19 protein-coding genes are annotated in these 19091 nt (G+C 44.3%); 10 read left to right on the forward strand and 9 right to left on the reverse strand.

Annotated features, from left to right (window positions below; translation table 11 throughout):
* Nucleotides 1–89 precede the first annotated feature (89 nt).
* The 6 genes from R8G66_32570 to R8G66_32595 all read left to right on the forward strand — a co-directional run bounded on the left by R8G66_32570 (nucleotide 90) and on the right by R8G66_32595 (nucleotide 6451).
* Nucleotides 90–1202, forward strand: a complete 1113-nt coding sequence (locus R8G66_32570; protein MDW3197158.1) for a DUF6089 family protein — start codon at nucleotides 90–92, stop codon at nucleotides 1200–1202.
* 3 nt (nucleotides 1203–1205) lie between these two features.
* On the forward strand, nucleotides 1206–1910 hold the full coding sequence (locus R8G66_32575) for a DUF6089 family protein (protein MDW3197159.1): 705 nt from the start codon (nucleotides 1206–1208) through the stop codon (nucleotides 1908–1910).
* Nucleotides 1911–1993: 83 nt separating this feature from the next.
* Nucleotides 1994–2734: an isoprenyl transferase gene (locus R8G66_32580; protein MDW3197160.1), complete on the forward strand. Its 741-nt coding sequence runs from the start codon at nucleotides 1994–1996 to the stop codon at nucleotides 2732–2734.
* Nucleotides 2731–5364, forward strand: coding sequence for a POTRA domain-containing protein (locus R8G66_32585; GenBank protein ID MDW3197161.1), 2634 nt, complete (start codon nucleotides 2731–2733; stop codon nucleotides 5362–5364). Before R8G66_32580 ends, R8G66_32585 begins: the two co-directional genes overlap by 4 nt.
* Nucleotides 5364–5894 (forward strand): OmpH family outer membrane protein, encoded by a 531-nt coding sequence (locus R8G66_32590; GenBank protein MDW3197162.1) that lies wholly within the window; start codon nucleotides 5364–5366, stop codon nucleotides 5892–5894. Before R8G66_32585 ends, R8G66_32590 begins: the two co-directional genes overlap by 1 nt.
* Nucleotides 5895–5914: 20 nt before the next feature.
* Nucleotides 5915–6451 (forward strand): OmpH family outer membrane protein, encoded by a 537-nt coding sequence (locus R8G66_32595; protein MDW3197163.1) that lies wholly within the window; start codon nucleotides 5915–5917, stop codon nucleotides 6449–6451.
* Nucleotides 6452–6507: 56 nt separating this feature from the next.
* Here the strand turns inward: R8G66_32595 and chrA are convergent, their stop codons facing one another.
* From chrA to R8G66_32630, 7 genes are all read right to left on the reverse strand, one after another.
* The gene (gene chrA / locus R8G66_32600; GenBank protein ID MDW3197164.1) at nucleotides 6508–7689 is read right to left on the reverse strand and encodes a chromate efflux transporter; all 1182 of its coding nucleotides are present in this window, start codon (nucleotides 7687–7689) and stop codon (nucleotides 6508–6510) included.
* 1 nt (nucleotide 7690) lies between these two features.
* A complete protein-coding gene (locus R8G66_32605; protein ID MDW3197165.1) occupies nucleotides 7691–8653 on the reverse strand; it encodes a 2-oxoglutarate and iron-dependent oxygenase domain-containing protein in 963 nt (320 codons plus the stop codon).
* An 83-nt stretch (nucleotides 8654–8736) separates the two neighbouring features.
* Complete coding sequence (tmk, locus tag R8G66_32610) at nucleotides 8737–9378, reverse strand: dTMP kinase (GenBank protein ID MDW3197166.1); 642 nt, start codon at nucleotides 9376–9378, stop codon at nucleotides 8737–8739.
* 47 nt (nucleotides 9379–9425) lie between these two features.
* A complete protein-coding gene (gene recO / locus R8G66_32615; protein MDW3197167.1) occupies nucleotides 9426–10100 on the reverse strand; it encodes a DNA repair protein RecO in 675 nt (224 codons plus the stop codon).
* Nucleotides 10101–10114: 14 nt separating this feature from the next.
* The gene (locus R8G66_32620; protein MDW3197168.1) at nucleotides 10115–12247 is read right to left on the reverse strand and encodes a hypothetical protein; all 2133 of its coding nucleotides are present in this window, start codon (nucleotides 12245–12247) and stop codon (nucleotides 10115–10117) included.
* The gene (locus R8G66_32625) at nucleotides 12240–12827 is read right to left on the reverse strand and encodes a thymidine kinase (protein MDW3197169.1); all 588 of its coding nucleotides are present in this window, start codon (nucleotides 12825–12827) and stop codon (nucleotides 12240–12242) included. Before R8G66_32625 ends, R8G66_32620 begins: the two co-directional genes overlap by 8 nt.
* Complete coding sequence (locus R8G66_32630; GenBank protein MDW3197170.1) at nucleotides 12827–13147, reverse strand: 2Fe-2S iron-sulfur cluster-binding protein; 321 nt, start codon at nucleotides 13145–13147, stop codon at nucleotides 12827–12829. Before R8G66_32630 ends, R8G66_32625 begins: the two co-directional genes overlap by 1 nt.
* A gap of 21 nt (nucleotides 13148–13168) precedes the next feature.
* Between R8G66_32630 and R8G66_32635 the strand changes: the two genes are divergently transcribed.
* A complete protein-coding gene (locus tag R8G66_32635; GenBank protein MDW3197171.1) occupies nucleotides 13169–14458 on the forward strand; it encodes a hypothetical protein in 1290 nt (429 codons plus the stop codon).
* Between the two features lie 122 nt (nucleotides 14459–14580).
* The gene (locus tag R8G66_32640; protein ID MDW3197172.1) at nucleotides 14581–15579 is read left to right on the forward strand and encodes a 2-hydroxyacid dehydrogenase; all 999 of its coding nucleotides are present in this window, start codon (nucleotides 14581–14583) and stop codon (nucleotides 15577–15579) included.
* Between the two features lie 76 nt (nucleotides 15580–15655).
* Here R8G66_32640 and R8G66_32645 read toward each other — a convergent pair whose 3' ends face one another.
* Both R8G66_32645 and rmuC read right to left on the reverse strand, forming a co-directional pair.
* Complete coding sequence (locus tag R8G66_32645) at nucleotides 15656–16033, reverse strand: co-chaperone GroES family protein (GenBank protein ID MDW3197173.1); 378 nt, start codon at nucleotides 16031–16033, stop codon at nucleotides 15656–15658.
* 42 nt (nucleotides 16034–16075) lie between these two features.
* Nucleotides 16076–17470 carry a DNA recombination protein RmuC gene (gene rmuC / locus R8G66_32650; protein MDW3197174.1) on the reverse strand — a complete coding sequence of 465 codons (1395 nt, stop codon included), beginning with the start codon at nucleotides 17468–17470 and terminating at the stop codon, nucleotides 16076–16078.
* A 150-nt stretch (nucleotides 17471–17620) separates the two neighbouring features.
* Here rmuC and R8G66_32655 point away from each other — a divergent pair, with 150 nt between their 5' ends.
* The gene (locus R8G66_32655) at nucleotides 17621–18388 is read left to right on the forward strand and encodes an NRDE family protein (protein ID MDW3197175.1); all 768 of its coding nucleotides are present in this window, start codon (nucleotides 17621–17623) and stop codon (nucleotides 18386–18388) included.
* A complete protein-coding gene (locus R8G66_32660) occupies nucleotides 18385–18843 on the forward strand; it encodes a hypothetical protein (GenBank protein MDW3197176.1) in 459 nt (152 codons plus the stop codon). Before R8G66_32655 ends, R8G66_32660 begins: the two co-directional genes overlap by 4 nt.
* Nucleotides 18844–19091: the final 248 nt, after the last annotated feature.

Raw genomic sequence — 19091 nt, forward strand, 5'->3', positions numbered from 1 at the left:
AATCATCGTAAAAAGGCCTCCGTTAGGCTAATTTTGTTGTGATCCAGTTGTGGATTTCCTAGATTGAATGTGAATTAGCAAAGAATATCATGCGTTTCAAACTCAAAGCCGCCTGCTTACTGATCATCACGGTCCTGTTTTTGATCCCCGATGATGCTTTTTCTCAAAGACGAAGAAGAAACTCTTTTCAAAAGCGTCGGGGAAAAAGTAAGGCGATCGGAAAATACCGTAGTGGTAGAACCAGAGGAGGAGCATCACGTTTCCGTCCTTACCAATATGTTGGCTTTGGCATCAATGCGCTCAATTACTTTGGCGATCTGGCACCAGTGAATAAGGCGGCAAGTACAGATATTAACTTTACTAGACCGGGTTTTGGTATCATGTATGGATATCGCTTTCATCCTGCTATGGCAGCGAGAGCCTCGTTCAATTGGGGGATTTTGAGAGGAGACGATAATAGCTCTGATCCGAATGGAACGGCCAGCGCTGCCAGATATCAGAGAAATTTATCCTTCAGGAACTTTGTAAAGGAAGCGTCTGTAGGCATGGAATTTTATATCCTTCCCAATAACCGTGGGTCAAGCAATCGGCCTCCGATCAACGGCTACATCTTTTTGGGGATCACAGCTTTTCATCATCAGCCACAAGGTCAGGCACCTTTATTTGACTATCAATCAGGATTAGACGCGTCACTGCCTTCAGGACTGAGTCCTGGAGATTGGGTGAACCTGAAGCCACTCGGTACCGAAGGTCAAAATCTGGCTGATCAGTCTGGTGTTTCTGCTGATGCAGATTATAGTCTGTTTCAACTGGCTGTACCATTGGGAATTGGAGGAGTATTCAACCCTCCTGGGCCACTGTCATTCGGTGTAGAATTTGGCTATCGCTATCTTTTTACAGATTATTTAGACGATGTAAGCGGAAATTACGTTGGTTTAGATAGATTCAATGATCCAATAGCGCGTATATTCTCTGACCGAGGAGCTGAGCCTATAGCTGTAACTACAGGTGAAACCCGATCTGCATCGGTTGTTCAACAAGGCTTTGACGGGACAGTGTACAACATCAATGGATTTATCGGATCTGGGATAGATGGTTCCATTAGAGGGAACCCAGACGATAATGACATGTATTTTGTGACGCAGATCAGAGTGACATATGTCCTCTCGCCACGTCGACGAAGTACAGCTAAATTCAGGTAGTATTTGAGATTCGCTAAAGTATTTCTTATTCTTTTTCTCGGGCTTTCGCTTTCAGCAAAAGCACAATTTCTCGAATTCGGTGGTGGCATTGGTGCTATGAGCTATGCAGGAGACCTTTCTCGAGGCTACAAACCACTTGACTCCAAATTAGCCGGATTTGGTGTATTCCGGATGAACTTCTCGGACTTCATCAGTTTTCGCACTGCGCTGGCTTATGGCTCTGTTGCCGGAGATGATAGCACGCCCATAGATCCACTCGGAGAAGTTAGAGGTCATTCTTTCAATACCGACCTTTGGGAATTTAGTGGTATACTGGAATATCACTTTCTGGACTTCCGTCATGAAAAATCTCCGGTGCACTGGACACCTTATTTTTTTGCAGGGATTGGATTCATGCGTTTAGGAGAAGTCAACGGAGCACCTGACGATTTTGGCAGACTGCATGCCAACATTCCATTTGGCCTGGGGTTCAAACAATTGATAGGAAGAAAATTCGCAATAACTGCAGATATTGGTGTCCGAAAGACCTTTACCGATTACCTCGATGGGGTTTCTGATAGTAATCAAACAAGAAAAGATGGGTTCGAGTTTGGGCATCCAAACACCGATGATTGGTATTTTTTTACGGGGATATCCTTCACTTATGTACTCTACAAGATCCCCTGTCCCTTCCCTTATATTCCCAATCGATACATGTTCAAGCGTTAAATCAGGTTAAAACCCTGATTATCATCAAACAATCTTATAAAAAAGTATCATTTTTGTAGCCTTTCTATTTTGGCTGAGTTGGCATGAAAGAGTTGAATGAAGAGGGCCCGGTGCCCAAGCATATTGCTGTCATCATGGATGGCAATGGTCGATGGGCAAAAAGTCGCGGTGCCTCGAGGATATTCGGACACAGAAATGCCATCAAAGCAGTCCGTGATACCACGGAGTTTTGTGCGGAGAACGACATTGAGCATTTGACCTTATATGCTTTTTCCACAGAAAATTGGGCCAGACCAAAATACGAAGTAGATGGATTGATGACCCTATTGGTGTCTACGATAAAAGACGAGTTGCCTACATTGAAAAAGAACAATGTTCGGCTTAGTTCAATCGGAGATCTTTCCAAACTTCCCAAAGAAGCACAGGAGAATCTGGCAGCTGCAAAAAAGGAAACAGCGGGTCATACGGGTCTCAATTTAATATTGGCACTGAATTATAGTGGTAAGTGGGATCTGGAGCAAGCCGTGCAAAAACTAGTGAAAGATCAGAGAGAAGGTAAAGTTAGTGTCGACAAAATCGATCAGGATTTGATCAGCACCTATTTGTCTACAAATGGTATTCCGGATCCTGAGCTGATGGTAAGAACCAGTGGCGAGATGAGGATTAGCAATTTCCTGCTGTGGCAAATGGCTTACACTGAATTGTATTTTACCGACGTTTTATGGCCAGACTTCAGGAAAGAACATCTGAAAGAGGCCATTAATGTGTATAAGAAGCGAGAAAGAAGGTTTGGAAAAACCAGCGAGCAAATAACTGTCTCATGAGAAGATTAGGATTATTACTATTATTTATTCAGATTTCACTGGTTGTACAGGGGCAGTTGCTTTACGGCCAAAACAGGCGCAATACCTCTAGTGGCCCTTCTATTAACTATTCAAGTCCCAAGGAATATGAAATAGCCGGTATCGAAGTGCAGGGAGTCGAATTTTTAGACAACAATGCACTCATTTCTCTATCGGGGCTGAAGGTAGGAGATAAGATCAAGATCCCAGGTGATGAGGTTTCTTCTGCCATTACCAAGCTTTGGAAACAGGGAATCATTGGCGACATCAATATCAAAGCTTCTAAAATCGAAGGCAGCCAGATCTACCTTGTTATCGAGCTGACAGAACGACCCAGACTGACCAGATATCTTTTTAAAGGTCTAAATAAAACTCAGGAGAGTGAAGTTGAAGACGATCTGGAGTTGGTAAGAGGAAAGGTACTTACGGATGTGGTCATCAAAAACGCAGAGCTGACCGTTAGAAAATACCTCGAAGGCAAAGGATTCCGCAATGCCGATATCAGAGTATCACAGCAGCCAGATACTTTATTGAGAAACAGTGCTATCCTTAGCATTGATGTAGATCGAGGTAAGAAAGTACGCGTTGAGAACATCGCTTTTGAAGGAAATGAGGCCTTTACCTCCGCCAAGTTGCGTAAAAAACTAAAAAATACCGGAGTTCGACCAGAGCTACGTTTGGGGACTAATTTGTTAGGTAAGACTTTGAAGTTGGTGAACCCGGTCAACCTCTACAACTTCATGACCCATAAGGATAGCACTTACGAAATATCCGAATACCTGGCCCAGCAGGCCAAGGTCAATGTTTTCAAAACTGCGAAATACATTGAGTCTGATTTCAAGGATGACAAGGATGGATTACTCGCATTTTATAATTCTAAAGGTTATCGAGATGCAAGAATTCTCAACGACACATTAGTCGGTACGGATGGTCGATCGCTTGAAGTCAGGATTGCTGTTGAAGAAGGTCAGAAATATTATTTCCGAAACATATCCTGGGAAGGAAACTTCGTCCATGATGATGAAATCCTGAAAAAGATCCTGGCAGTTGAAAAAGGAGACGTTTACGACCTTGATCTGATCAATCAAAAGTTGAACTTCAACCCTGCCGGAGCAGATATCAGCTCCCTTTACATGGACAATGGGTACCTGTTTTTCAGTGTGAATCCAGTAGAAATTGGTATCGAAGGTGATTCCATTGATGTAGAAATGCGGATTTACGAAGGAGCGCAGGCCACCATAGATCAGGTTTACATTACAGGAAATGACAAGACCAATGATCATGTGATCCTTCGTGAGATCAGAACTTTGCCGGGGCAGAAATTTAGCCGGGCAGAATTGATCAGAACCCAGCAAGAACTTTCACAATTGGGTTATTTTGACCCTGAACAGGTCAATCCGATTCCTAAGCCAAATCCGGTTAATGAAACGGTAGACATAGAATGGTCACTAGTAGAACGACATTCGGATCAGATCGAAATGTCCGGTGGTTGGGGTGGAGCCTTTGGTTTCATTGGAACCCTGGGACTGACGTTCAACAACTTCTCCATGCGGGAGGCACTGGCCTTGAGCAGCTTTCCTCCGGCCGGAGATGGACAAAGACTTTCTCTTCGATTACAAGCCAATGGCCGCCGATTCCAGAGCTATTCCTTAGGATTTACTGAGCCATGGTTGGGAGGCAAGCGACCTAATTCCTTTGGGATTAACCTGAGCCATTCGGTACAACGAAGTGTGGATCCTTTTACGGATCGAGTATTTGGAGCCTTGAAGGTGACTGGTGTTACGCTTTCACTTGGAAGAAGATTGACCTGGCCGGATGACTTCTTTACATTAAGTAATTCTGTTGGATTCCTACAATACTCCTTGCAGAACTTTGGTAACTCACTTGGATTCTCTACGGGTAATGCCAACAGTGTGACGTTCAATACCACGATAGCAAGGAACTCGGTGAGTAATCCGATGTATCCAAGAGGTGGTTCAAGTATTTCATTGAATGTTGCGGCTACACCTCCGCATTCCCTATGGAGAGACATTGACTATGACAATGCTTCTAACCAGGAGCTATTTAAATGGTTGGAATACCACAAATGGAACCTGGATACCAAATATTATCTACAGTTGGCAGACAAGTTGGTCCTGGCCACGAGAGCGCATTTTGGTTTCATTGGAACGTATAACAAAGACGTAGATCCTGGTCCATTTGAGCGCTTTACCTTAGGTGGAGACGGACTTACCGGTCAAAACTTTTTATTGGGGACTGATGTAATAGGTCTTCGCGGATATACGAATAACAGTATAACGCCCGTTGAAAATGGTATACGGGGCGGATTGTTCTTTACCAAGTTTGTGACGGAAATCCGATATCCACTGTCTTTGAATCCAAGTGCTACTATATATGCGCTGGCCTTCGTGGAAGGAGGAAACAACTGGAACGATTTTGACCAGTACAATCCATACGACATGAAGCGGTCAGCAGGATTTGGTGCGAGGATCTTTATGCCAGCATTTGGTTTGCTGGGTCTGGACTGGGGATATGGGTTTGATAACGAACCTGGACAAACAGGACCAGCTGGCCCTCAATTTCACTTTAGTATAGGACAGCAAATCAGATAATGAAACGTTTCATCTTTTTCTCGGCCCTCTCTTTTTTACTAATTCCTGTTAGTTTTGCGCAAAAATTCGGATACGTCGATACGAATTACATTTTGGGCAGGCTTCCGGAATACAAGGAGGCTCAGGCTGAGATAGAGAAACTGGCCCAGGGATGGGAAGGCGAAATCCAGGAAATGTATAAAGAAGCGGAAAGCATGGAAGCTGCTTTTCAGGCCGAAGAGGTCTTGTTGACAGTGGATATGCGTGCGGATCGACAAGCTGAAATTGAAAGGCAGTGGAAGGAGATCAAAGACTACCAAAAGCAAGTCTTTGGCTTTGAAGGACTGTACTTTTTGAAGAAAAAAGAACTGATCAAACCGGTTCAGGACAAGGTGTTTGAAGCTGTAGAAAGAGTGGCTAAAAATAACCGACTCCAAATTGTTTTTGACAAATCCGGAGATCTGGTAATGATCTACACCGACCCGATCCATGATTATACTGACTTTGTGTTGGAAGAATTGGGATTAGGTGAGAATCAAACGACGAATTAATAGACGAACAATAATTAATTATGAAACTGAAATTTTTCATTGGCTTTTTCGCCCTGATGGCGGTTGGAAGCTTGCATGCCCAGGGATTGAAGATTGGGTACACGAACGCGGAGTATGTACTATCATTATTGCCTGAGGCGAAGCAGGTCGAAGCAGATCTCAAGGCATACGAAACACAACTACAAAATCAGCTTCAGGCAAAATATCAGGAGTTTCAGGCAAAAGCCGCTGACTACCAGCAAAACGCAGCTTCAATGATCGAAGCAGTGCGAGCAGATAGAGAGCGTGAGTTGCAAGGTTTACAGGAAAACATCCAAAAATTCCAGGCTGATGCTGAGACTTCTTTGCTTCAGAAGCGAAATCAATTGCTCGCTCCACTAGTAGAAAAAGTAGGTAATGCGATCAAAGAAGTGGCGGAAGAAAATCAGTACACCCACGTATTTAGTTCAGGAGCTGCGGGCCTTGACGTATTGCTTTATGCGGATGAGCAATACAATGTTACTGAACTTATCCTGGCGAAGTTGGGCATTGACCCACCTGCAGAGACAGGAAACTAATAGCCGACCTACAAAAAAATGTTTATCACCGCCCAGGCCTGATCGCCTGGGTTTTTTTATTGCAATAAAATCCCGACGAGCAATCCACCAAGGATAATAAATGGAGTTGGGATTTTAGTGAAGAAGATGATACATGCAGTACTTAGCATAAGGATGTAATTGACTGCTGAGGCTTCAATACTTTCAAACAACAAGAAAGTGGCGGCCATCACCATTCCTGAACTCACGGCATTGATGCCTTCCAAAGAAGCTTTTACTACACGGTATTTTTTCAGGCTATCCCAAAACCTGATGGCGAAGAAGATAAAAAAGGTGCCAGGCAAAAATATGCCGGCCGTGGCGAGGAAAGCACCAAGGATTTGTCCGCCAATGCCCAATTCTCTAAGGCTTAATGCACCTACATAGGAACTGAAAGAAAACACTGGGCCTGGGATGGCCTGAACAAAGGCATATCCCGAAATAAATTCCTCGGAAGTCAGGTACTTTTTGAATTCTACGAACTCAGTGAACAGTAGCGGGACCAAGACCTGGCCCCCACCAAAGATGAGACTGCCATTTCGATAGAAATTGTCAAAAATTCGGATAGGTGCCCATTCAGTCAGTTGCCACAGCACAAATGCGCCGAACATCACGCCAATCCAGACGAACATGCTGGTCCATTTGATTTTGAATCCGCTTTTCTCTTCGATCGGTTGCTTCTTGTATCTGGAAGCTGTCACCGCTCCCCCAGCTAGCAAAAGGAAAGGGAAGATAAATGGGTTTTTCAGGAAGTAAGAGATAAAGGCCGATAGGATCATCAGGAAGTATCCGACCCTGGAGGAGATCACGCTACTGGAAATGCGGTAGGCTGAATAAGCCACAATCCCTACAGCCATGGGTTGTATAAACCTCAGGAACTCCAGGGAAATGTTCATTTCCTGCATGAAGTCCACAGCGAGTGCGGCACTGGTCATGATACAGAAGGCAGGAAACATCCAAACCAACAAAGTCATATAGGCCAATGCAGGACCTCCAATGCGGAAGCCCAACGAAGTGATCGTTTGAGTAGAAGTGGGTCCGGGCAATATCTGACACAAAGCATATAATTCAATCAGACCTTGTTCGTCAATGTAGCCACGCTTCTTGACCATCATGTCAATGACCATGGCTAAATGACCTTGTGGACCTCCGAAGGCGGTTACGGAGAGGATGAGGACATCTCTAAGAAAGATTATGTTCCTGACTCGCCGGATGGCCATACTATTTTTTCAAACCGATTTCTCTTAGTCGTTCATCCAGGAATTCTCCAGCACTCATGTCTTCATACAATTTTGGTTCTTCTTCCGAAACACAGCTCTCCAGACAAGTGAGGTCCATAGATGCTTTGGGGTGCATGAAGAATGGAATGGAAAAACGACTGGTTTTCATCAATTCCTTGGGAGGATTGACTACCCGATGGATCGTCGATTTCAACCTGTTGTTGGTGAGCCTCGAAAGCATATCGCCTACATTGACCACAATCTGATCGGGAAGCGCCGTAATTGGGATCCACTCTCCGTCTCTTCTCAAAACCTGAAGGCCGTCGGCACTGGCACCCATCAGTAAAGTGATCAGGTTGATATCTCCATGCTCTGCTGCCCTCACGGCATCTGCAGGGATCTCATCCGGATTCTCGATCGGGAAATAATGAATTGCCCTTAAAATGCTGTTGCCAGATCGAACCTTGTCATCGAAATAATTTTCCTCCAGTCCGAGATGGATCGCAATGGCACGAAGCATGGACAGACCAGCTTCTTCCAGGATCCGGTAGGCCTTGGTGGTCAAAGCTTCCATTTCAGCCACTTCCTCTGGCCAGATGTTATCCGGGTATTCGGGCAATTTCTGATCGTCAGGTTGTCCGACATGGAAAAACTCTTTCAGATCGCCCGTATTGCGTCCTTTGGCTTTTTCTTTCCCCTTGCTGATGTAGCCTCGTTGGCCGAAGAGCTCAGGAAATTCATATCGTGTTTTTGTTTCCTCACCCAAGCCAAAAAACTTTTGAATGGACTCATAGAGTTTAGCCGTTAATTCATCGGACAGTCCATGATTTTTGATGGCAACAAATCCAATATTTTGATAGGCATCGCCCAGTGCCTTTACGAACTTGTTTCTTGATTCCTCATTTCCTTCTTTGAAGTCCGCCAGGTCAAGCGAAGGTATTTCCTGATATAAGATAGGTTTCATCTCGAAGTGATTAGATATTTAAAAATATGCTAAAGCCTGAAAAAAAGCTTATTCAGCATTCATATTTTCTGTTTGAAAGGATGTCAATTGATTGGCTGTAATGCTGTGAAATGTCCAGCAATCGCTTTGATCAATAGGTTGACAACCTCTTCCGGAGTGCCACTGGCATCAATATCGATGATATTTTCTCCTTTATTTATGAGAAAAGATTTTGCAGCTTCAAATTTGGTACGTGTAACTGCCAGGTTCTCTTCAAACAATTCCCGATCCTCATTTCGGTGCGCCATTCGCTGGTAGCAGATCTCATCGGACACATCAAAAAACAAGATGAGGTCAGGTCGGATCGCTTTTTCATTCAATTGATAAACCGATTCCATATCGAAATCATCAGAACTTTGATAAACTAACGATGAAAGATAATACCGGTCGCAAAGCACCACATGATCTTCAGACGTAGCTAGCCACGGGTTGATGACCCTGGAGCAATGGTCTAAGCGATTGGCAGCGAATGATAAAGGGAGCACCCTTGGATGAAAATCAGTGATTTTTTTTGTCAGGACCTGTCGGATATATTGACCACCTACTGAATCATCATGAGGCTCGAAAGTCTGTTTGACTTTTTTGCCATATTGTGTTTCCAATAGATGCGCCAACCGTTTAGTGGCGGTTGACTTTCCGGAACCGTCCAGCCCCTCAATGACAATAAAATGTGATTTTTTCTCCATGGTCTCGGCCCTCAAAATTACCGAAGAAGGACTTGTCGGAAAAGCGCTTAGCGAAATACGCTTTTCAAGACTTCCAATGATCGTATTTCCAACGCATGACCCAGGTGATATTGATAATATTTCAGGATCATATCCAGTGTTTCACTGCGCATTTTTCCAGAGGCAGCAATAGGTGCGAAAAAATCCTCATTAGATAGTGATTCCGTAAAATCATCAATCTGCGTGGCATGACCCGTGACAAATTGCTCCTGGATCAAACTGGGTTCAAATCCGAATCCAAGAAAAGTGGTCAGTTTGATCAGGAATTGGAGATGGAAGTTCTCATCATTTTCAGGGGCATGATCAAATGCCACTACAGATGCTTCGAGGAATTCAAATAAGGCAATGTTTTCGTGCTTTTCTGCTTGCAGGACCTTCGCCAGTACTTCTGATAAGAAGAGCGTAATGGCACTCTTTTTCATGTCGGATCGGATGTTGGATAGCATGTGTTTGGGGCGGAACTCACTTAATCGATGCAGGTCTTTGTCTTTGCTCCAATACAAGACTAATTCCAAGACAGAAAATGGTTCGAAATACCCAGGGTTTTTCCTGGATTTTTTGCTGCGAATACCGTTGATGATCAGCGATTGGAGCCCGTAATCTCTCGTGAACACCCTGGCGATGATGGATGTGTCCTTGTATTTGATGTAATTAATGGAAATTCCTTCGGTTTTCGAGATCATGGGCAACCGCCAAGTTATCGGATTACGGCGATCTTTCCGACAAAGGTTTCTTCACGACCTCCAACACTGCTAAAGAAAAGGTAGATGCCGCTGACCGTCGGACTACCTGAAGTATCCCGCAAATCCCAGGCGGCTGTACCACCGAGCGCATCAATTTCCCGGATCAGATTTCCCTGTACATCTGTGATCTTGATATTGGCATTCTGTGCCAATCCTCGTAAGGTTACGGGTCCTGTGTCTTGTGGTCGGATAGGATTTGGGAATATCTGTACATTGCTGTGTCTTATGCTCCCAGCTGAAGATCCCGTTCGGTAAGAAACCAGCCCCCGATCAGTGAGTATAAACATTTCCCCTGAGTTGGGATCGTAGGCAAAGTCCAGGATGGTATTGGAGGGTAATGGGCTGTTTTCGGCAGTGAACCTGGTTTCCAGGGTGATGACATTCTCGTCAAAAACCCAAATGCCGTCTTTGGTGGCCATCCATTTTTGATTACCTCCATCAATCGCCATGGCAGTTACAGCTTCTTGATCGAACAATACCCGATTTTCGAAAAAGGGTGTGAATGCATTAAAATTGTCAAAGATGAAGGTCGCTTCCACAAAAAAAGAAATGCCAGATGAAGTGCCAATCCAGGCCTGATCGTCCAGGTCGATCACCAGGGATTGAATATTTCGGGAGGCTAACCCGTCACTTTCGTTGATCACCCTTAATTGTTCACTGTCTGGATCGAAAGCAATCAGCCCTCTACTTTGATCTTCCAACCAAAGCACATTTCCTTGTGAAGGCAGCATGTCTACCAGCGTAGCAGATCCGACTTCATTGGCGGTCCAGGATTCCCATGCGTCTTCATTAAGCCGGTAAAGCGCATTGGTATCATTGTGTCGGATGGCGTAAAGGCCGTCAGAAGTCGAAGCAAGTGCAGGAATAGCAATATTCGTCCCTGTAAAGAGTGTATTCACAAACTGTGAGTTAGTGAAGTCATAAATACCTTGCGTAAGTGTACTCAAGTACGTCGTTCCTTCGTAGATGGCCACATCTGAGACGTTGTACAGGCCGATGATTGCTTGATTCTCCCATTGCCCATTGCTAAAAACCGCGAAACCTGTTGAATCTTGCTCATTGATATTTTGTCCCGACACATAAAAAACGTAGAGGTTATCGGCGAACTCCAGGTTAGCAATATCATCAGAAGCAGGGCCACTTGGCCTGATCACCCGCTCGGTTCCTTCAATGATATTGATCAGGCCATTCTCTTGATCAGCTATCCAAAGTTGCCCCTGGTTGAAGTTGACTTCACTACCATCAGCAAGACTGGTAACAGCAATGTCGTTAATGATTTCACCTTCAAATAATAGAAGGTCCTGAGTTCCCAAAACGAAAAGTTGGTTATTGAGGGCGTCCAGATCATTAATTTCAAAAGAAACTTGTCTCAGGGTGTCCCAGGTATTCATTGGTGAATTCAAGGAATAAATCACACTGTCCCGACTGGCGAGAATTTCGTTTTCATAAGCGATGATATTTTGAAATCCCATCGTATTGGCTGCCAATGTCCAATTGTTGAAGTCCAACAAGTTGGAAGCAAGATTTCCACTTTGTACACCCTGGTTACTGGCAGCGTATAAGATTCCGTCCTGGAAAAGAATCTCACTGATTCGTAGGATGTCACCATCCGTGCCAATCTCACGAAAGATTTCTGTGATTTCCTTTGAATTCAGATTGATGGTTGCAATACCGAAGTTTGTTGCCGCATAAGCCCTGTCCGCGGTAATAACGAAATCATTGACCGCTCGACTTGTTCCGAAGTTGAGAGCCGTCAGCTCGGAAAGGTTGATCAACTCGCCTTCCTGAATCAAATCAACGCCTCCATCCTCATATCCAATCAACAAGACGTCATTTTCTGCTGCATAAGCCAGCCCGGTAATTGCGCCTCCGTTGAGGCCGTCGATCTTTGAGAGTCTGGTGATTTCTTCATCCTCGAAAAGAAAAAGCGCAAACTCACTGGCGGCAAAAGTTCGTTCACCATCACTGGCAACAAATTGGATGCTATTGAAACTGAAGTGATTTCGCCAGGTCCCCACCGGGATGTCCTGTGAATAGCTCAACAGACATGTAAAAGACAGGTATAAAAAAAGGAGAGATCTAGCCATTGCTCATTTTTTGTTGGAAACAGGTCCGACAAAGTGCTTCATAAATATCTTTTTCCCCCAACACTACTTTTTTGGTGGATCGCCCTCTCCGGTAAGAATAGGAAGCCACATTGCCACAGTCCATGCAGATGGCATGCACTTTGGTGATGTATTCAGCGATGCACATGAGCTTATCCATTGGTTCAAATGGGATGCCTTGAAAATCCATGTCTAGTCCGGCCAGGATCACACGTTTACCGCGATTGGCTAATTCGTTTGTGACTAGAACTATATCCGGGTCAAAAAATTGTGCTTCATCGATCCCAATTACCTCACTGTCGTCACACTGCAACAATATATCCCTGGCGAAATGCACTGGCGTAGACTTTATTGTCGTTTCATTATGAGAAACGATATCGTTCTTGGAGTACCGTTTGTCTACCTTGGGCTTGAATATTTCAACTTTCTGTTTGGCCAGCAATGCGCGATTCAGTCTACGGATCAGTTCTTCCGTTTTACCGGAGAACATGGAGCCACAAATGACTTCCACCCAGCCACTTCGGCGGTTGATTGCAGAGCTATTAGAAGGTTCTATAAACATCAGTAGATATAATTCAGGTGAGGAAGTTTACAAACATCGGGGATTTCTATTTCCAGGTCTTTGACTGGAATAAATTGACAGGAAAGACGTTCCTGATCGAGAAGTTTTCCCAATTGTCGGAATTTTCTTTCAGCTTCCGAATCTTCTGGCAAACCTTCTTGACCGGCTATTACGTTTACCTTGCATGTGGTGCATCGGCCTTTGGCCCCGCATGCATGCATCACATCGGTGTGTTGCAGCAAAATATGAAGCAGTTTCGTATTTTTATCGCTGCAATCGATAGATTTACTTAATAGGTTTCGAACTGTAATCCGCAACATTTCGTCGCAATTTAGAATTGGATGAGAAGACTTTTTAATATTGAGTTTGTAAAAGGTTTTAAAAAGACCTTCACTGAACAAATAATTCATCAATCTTTCCAGGCGAAAGACGCTTTATCCGGAAAAGAACTGGTGACACTTACGCCTTCCAAGCAGCTGAACTTTCTCATCATGAAGGCGCTGTTTCAGGAATGGCAGGACGAAATGAAGCGACTGGAAAGTCCTTATTTCGACTACAAGCATCCTGATGTCAAGAAGGCCTTGGTTCAGTTCATGAATGTGCTTTCTCAGCACATCGAAGTGAGTGCCGCGACTTTGAAAGATTTGATCTCCAAAGCTTTAGATGAAGGTTTTGTGCTTGTAACCGACCCGGCGGCCTTTGTGAGGCAAGAATTTGCAGGGCGTGATCAGCAGACTTTTCAAGCCAAGCACGCAAAACCTATTCTTAAATATTTGAAATTATTGACCGAGGAGTTCGATGACTTTTTTAATGCACAGGCCACAGGTTCTTACGCGGAAGTTTTCGAGATCGCCGATGATTATTTCGCCGATGTAGACCTTTCGGAAAGTCAGGAACGACTATTTACCAATTTGTCTGAGGTAGCTCCTATTACACTGGAGGAATTATTGGATGAAGAGGAATTTGCAGACATCACACAGTTCGATGAAGATCTTGAAGAGGAAGAGCTGGAGCCTGAGGTAGTGGAAGCACCTGCTGCGGAGGAGCCCAAGGAAGAGGCCACACTTGAAGTTGAAGACGAGCCAATAGCTGCAGAAGAAGAAGTTAATGAACCGGAAGAGGAGGCCCCTGTTGACGAGGAAGTGCCCGAGGAAGAACCCGAACCTGATCCAGAGCCTGTTGATGAGCCTGAAGAAGATTCAAGTGATCCGGAAGATGTTTTGGATGAAATAGAACCCGATCCAGAGCCGGAGCCGACTCCTGAACCGGAATTAACTCCGGAGCCTACGCCAGAGTCCGATCCTGAACCGGAAGTGACTGAAACGGCTACGCTCAATGACCAATTCAGTGAAGCCAAGGAAGAATCATTGGCGGAGAAACTGGAAAAAGAAGAGCAACCGGGAACAATCCTGAGCAGTGTCTCTGTGAATCAGAAGTACATGTTTGTTCAGGAGCTTTTTGATGGAGATGCGAATACCTTTCAAAAGGCGCTGGCTGAAATTGAATATTCAGGCTCTTTTGATGATGCGGTCGAACACCTGGTGACCAATTATGCCCGACAATTTGATTGGGATATGAATTCCGATGAGGTCAAGGAACTACTGAAAGTAATTTTTAGAAGGTTTCGTTGATTTACATTAAAAGTGTCGGGGGATCTCATTTGACGGACTTATTTACAACAGACATTTCACCTCCTGACCTGACAAAAGTCAGCTAACACCTTAGCAGCAACTGGTTTTTTTGCTGCCTCAAAATGAATAGCAAGAATCCAGTGAAAGTCGCATTTTTTAGCACCAAGTCTTATGATCAGGAGTATTTTGATCAGGCGAATCAAGACTTATCCATCACCTATTTTGAAGCATCATTAGACGAGCAGACCGTCAATTTGTGTGAAGGATATGAGGTCGTTTGTGCATTTGTCAATGACAAGTTAGATAATGCTGTTTTGGACAGGCTTCATGCTTACGGGATCAAACTCATTGCGTTACGATGCGCAGGCTTTAATAACGTTAATCTTGATGTAGCCAAGGAACTGGGGATCAAGGTTGTTCGGGTTCCATCTTACTCCCCTGAAGCCGTGGCGGAACATGCCGTGGCATTGATGCTCTCCTTGAACCGAAAAACGAACAAAGCCTACAATCGGGTCCGGGAAGGTAATTTTTCCTTGCACGGATTAGTGGGATTTGATTTGTATAAAAAGACCGTGGGCGTTATCGGAACGGGTAAGATTGGTCAGGCTTTTTGCCGGATCATGAAAGGTTTTGGGACCAGGGTGTTGGCATATGACCTTTATCCTTCTGAAGCGTTAGCCGAAGATGGAGTGGAATATGTAAGTCTGGAAGATCTGTTCAAGAACAGTGATGTTGTTTCGATGCATTGCCCATTGACTCCTGACTCCAGTCATTTGATCAATGAACAGACCATCTCAATGATGAAGCCGGGTGTTATGTTGATCAATACCAGTCGTGGAGGGCTGATCAATACAAAAGATGTTATTGCCGGATTGAAAAGTCGACATATCGGCTACCTGGGCATCGATGTTTATGAACAGGAGGAAAGCTTGTTTTTCAAAGATTTGTCAGCGCACATCATTCAGGATGACTTGATCATGCGATTGATCAGTTTTCCAAATGTACTAATCACGGCACATCAGGCTTTCCTTACACAGGAAGCGCTATCTGAAATCGCCAGAACTACTTTGGAGAATATCCATGCTTTCGAACAAGGTGAACTTCAGAATTCTGTTTACTAAAGTCGTTATATACGCATACCCCGGCTAACATGCCGGGATACTCCTTAGCAGAGTGACTTATTTAGACGTTGTTTAATCAAAAAAGATCTTCTTCCCTTTCTAACATCAGGATAGAACTCTGAGGAACGATGAAATACTTTTCACCTTTGTATTGCACTTCGAAGGCACTTTTTTGCAGAAAAATTGCCAGATCTCCTTCTTTCGCCTGGAGAGGCACGTACTTAACTTGATCTTCTTCACCTTTCCAGGCATCGTCATCGTCCATGGGTAAGGGAATAGGGAAGCCTGGCCCCGCTTTTACGATGTAACCACTTTGTACTTTTTCTTTCTCCTGTACGCCGGGAGGGAGGTAAATCCCGCTATTGGTCTTTTCCTCATCGGCTTTAGGTTTGATCAGTACCCGATCACCTACAATGATCAACTTTTGAAGTTTATTGTCAGCAGTCAATTCCATCTATTTCCTCTTAAAATCGCGCAAATCTAACAGATTCAACATTTAGCCACCAAAAAGGTTCGCTTGAGTTTCGGGTTCTGATTGTTCTTCTGGTGGCGTTTCCAATTGCGTTTTGGCCTGAGCCCTGGTCAGCACTTTATCATCGATGGATTTGCTGGCCTGAGCACCTAGCTCTTTGAGCCGTTCTGTCTTTCTCACCAGATTGTCCTTACCAGTTACCAGTTTTTTCATGGCCTCGTCGTACGTATTTTTAGTCGTACTAAGGGTCTGTCCCACTTTCACGAGATCATCGACGAAGGACTTGAATTTATCGTATAGGAGACCTCCCTGTCTGGCAATTTCCAGGGCATTACGGTTTTGATATTCATGCTTCCAGATAGAAGCGACTGTTCGTAATGTTGCGATCAGCGTAGCTGGGCTTACGATCACAATATTTTGACTATGTGCTTCATTGTAGAGTTCACCACCTCGTTCGATGATGAGTGCAAAGGCCGCTTCGATGGGAACGAACATCAGTACGTAATCCAGAGATCCGGTTTCGAAGAGCTGGTGATAACTTTTGTTGGCCAGGCTTCTGATGTGGGTCTTTACCGAAAGCATGTGTTCCTTTAAGAACCGATCCCGATCCTCGTCATTTTCCGCATTGATGTACCGATCGTAGGAGATCAAAGAAGCTTTGGCATCAATGACCAGATTTTTGTTGTCTGGTAGGCGGATGATCACGTCAGGACGTAATCTTTTCCCTGCTTCCGTGGTAATGGATTCCTGGGTGAAATATTCCCGGTCCTTCTGAAGACCAGATTGTTCCAAAATGCGCTCTAATACCAATTCACCCCAGTTTCCTTGCACCCGGGAATCTCCTTTTAGTGCTCTGGTGAGGTTCTCAGCCTCCTGGCTCATTTTTTTATTAAGTTCCCGGAGGCCACTGATCTGTTCCCGCAAAGCCACATTTCGCTCAACATGGTCTTTATGAGTGAGTTCTACTTTCCGCTCAAATTCTGTTAGTTTTTGGCCGAGAGGTTTGAGCAGCTCGTCAAGATTGGTTTTGTTTTGATTGGTGAACTTCAGGCTTTTTTCCTCAAAAATTTCATTGGCCAGGTTTTTGAATTGTGCTGTAAATCGATCCTGAAGAGCGGTCAATTCTTCTTTCTGCTCTGTCAGTCGTTTGGCCATGTTTTCGTAATTGGCTTCTAACGTCGCACGTTCACTGTTTATACGTAGCAATTGTTCACGCTCTTCCTTCAACTGAGAGTTGAGGCTACCAATGTCTTCGGATTGTCGCTCGGATCTTTCTTTTTCAAGTTTGAGTTCAAGCTTTGCTTGCTGCAATTCTTCCGTGATTTCTTTTTGTGGAGCCTTTAGTTTGAACAGGAGATAACCGATGGAAGCACCTGCAGCCAAACCCATCGCCAATAAACCCAACATTGTTAAATCCATCCTTCAAATTTACGAAAGGCAGGGGAGAGCGCGGAATGATAGCAGATCATATTTTTCCGATTGACTTTTGGCGGCATTCCATATAAAGGTCTCGTGTACAATCTGGTTTCTTATTTCAAATCGGGAATATTAAGCACTTTTGCATCGAATATGTGTTTGATAGCATTTGCCCTGAATGAACACCCTGATTACCCATTGATCCTGGTGGCTAATCGCGATGAGTTTTACGAACGCCCTACCTCCTATGCTGATTTTTGGGAAGATCACCCAAATGTGCTTGGTGGCAGAGACTTAAAAGGAGGTGGGACCTGGATGGGCGTGACCAGGGCAGGAAGAATTACGGCGGTTACCAACTACCGGGATCCCCAAAACATCAGTGCTACGGCAAAGACCCGTGGCGATTTAACCAAAGATTATTTAATATCTGATACACCAGCTTTGCCCTATTTAGAACAAGTCGAGAAAGAAGCTGCTTTGTATAATGGTTTCAATCTCTTGCTTTTTGAAGCTGGCAAAGGGTATTATTTTTCTAATTATGGCGACAAAATTCGAACCCTGGACAAAGGAGTCTTTGGGTTGAGCAATGCCTTATTGGATACGCCTTGGCCAAAGCTCGAAAAATTGAAAGAAAATTTCAGCCAGTCCATTCAATCCAATATTGATGTCGATTCCTTGTTGGAATTGCTGACTGATGACCAAAAAGCGTCCGATGAGGCGCTACCGGAAACCGGCGTGCCCTACGAGTGGGAAAAGGCGCTTTCTTCTATATGCATTGCTACACCGACCTATGGAACTTGTTGTAGTACCGTGATTCTGGTCGACAAATCAGGGAACCTGTCATTTACTGAAAAATCATTCCCGGTTGGCGCAAGAGACGCCCAGTCTTCATCGTTCAATATCAAAATAGCGGATCAATGAATCGTATTTGCCTTGCCATAGCGCTGTTGTCCTTAGTGGTACTTAGTGCCTGTGATAATGAATTAGGAGAAGACTTACCTCTGCTCAATGGGCAGGTTGGTGGACAAACCTGGACTTTTAAGCTGGGAAAAGCCATTCGAGACCCATTTGGTGAAGAGTTCAGTATCTCCTTTTATTCAGAACAAGAATTTGGAGACGACCCTTGTGCCATCGGGAATTCCAATAATACGCATCTGACGATTACGATCCCATCAAGCCTCGGTAATTATAATTTACCTCAAAATGGTGAATCACTCGTCTTTCAACAAGCAGGGAGCAATGCTGCCGTTCAAGCAGCTTCAGGGTTCATTGAGATCACTCAACTCACGGGGCTCCGGGGAATCGGTTATTTGCAGGCCACTTTTGATGATGCCAATACAGTAGAAGGACGCTTTCAATTTGATATTTGTAATTGACGGAATCTATAATTCCGTACTCGTTCACGTGCTGATTTTTCCCCTTGAGTTTCGCTCAATTTATTAGTTTAATTCGTGCACTTACATTCGTATTACCATGTGACATGGGATATAAACTAAGGTCCTCAGCACGATTTACGATAAAGTTCTGTAGGTCTTTGACCCAAGTCTTTTCAACCAACTGTTATGAACAGGACTGCCACGGTAGTCCTGTTTTATTTTATTCTGTCCTTTTCTAAAGTATAATA

Source organism: Cytophagales bacterium, assembly GCA_033344775.1.
Taxonomy (GTDB): Bacteria; Bacteroidota; Bacteroidia; order Cytophagales; family Cyclobacteriaceae; genus JAWPMT01.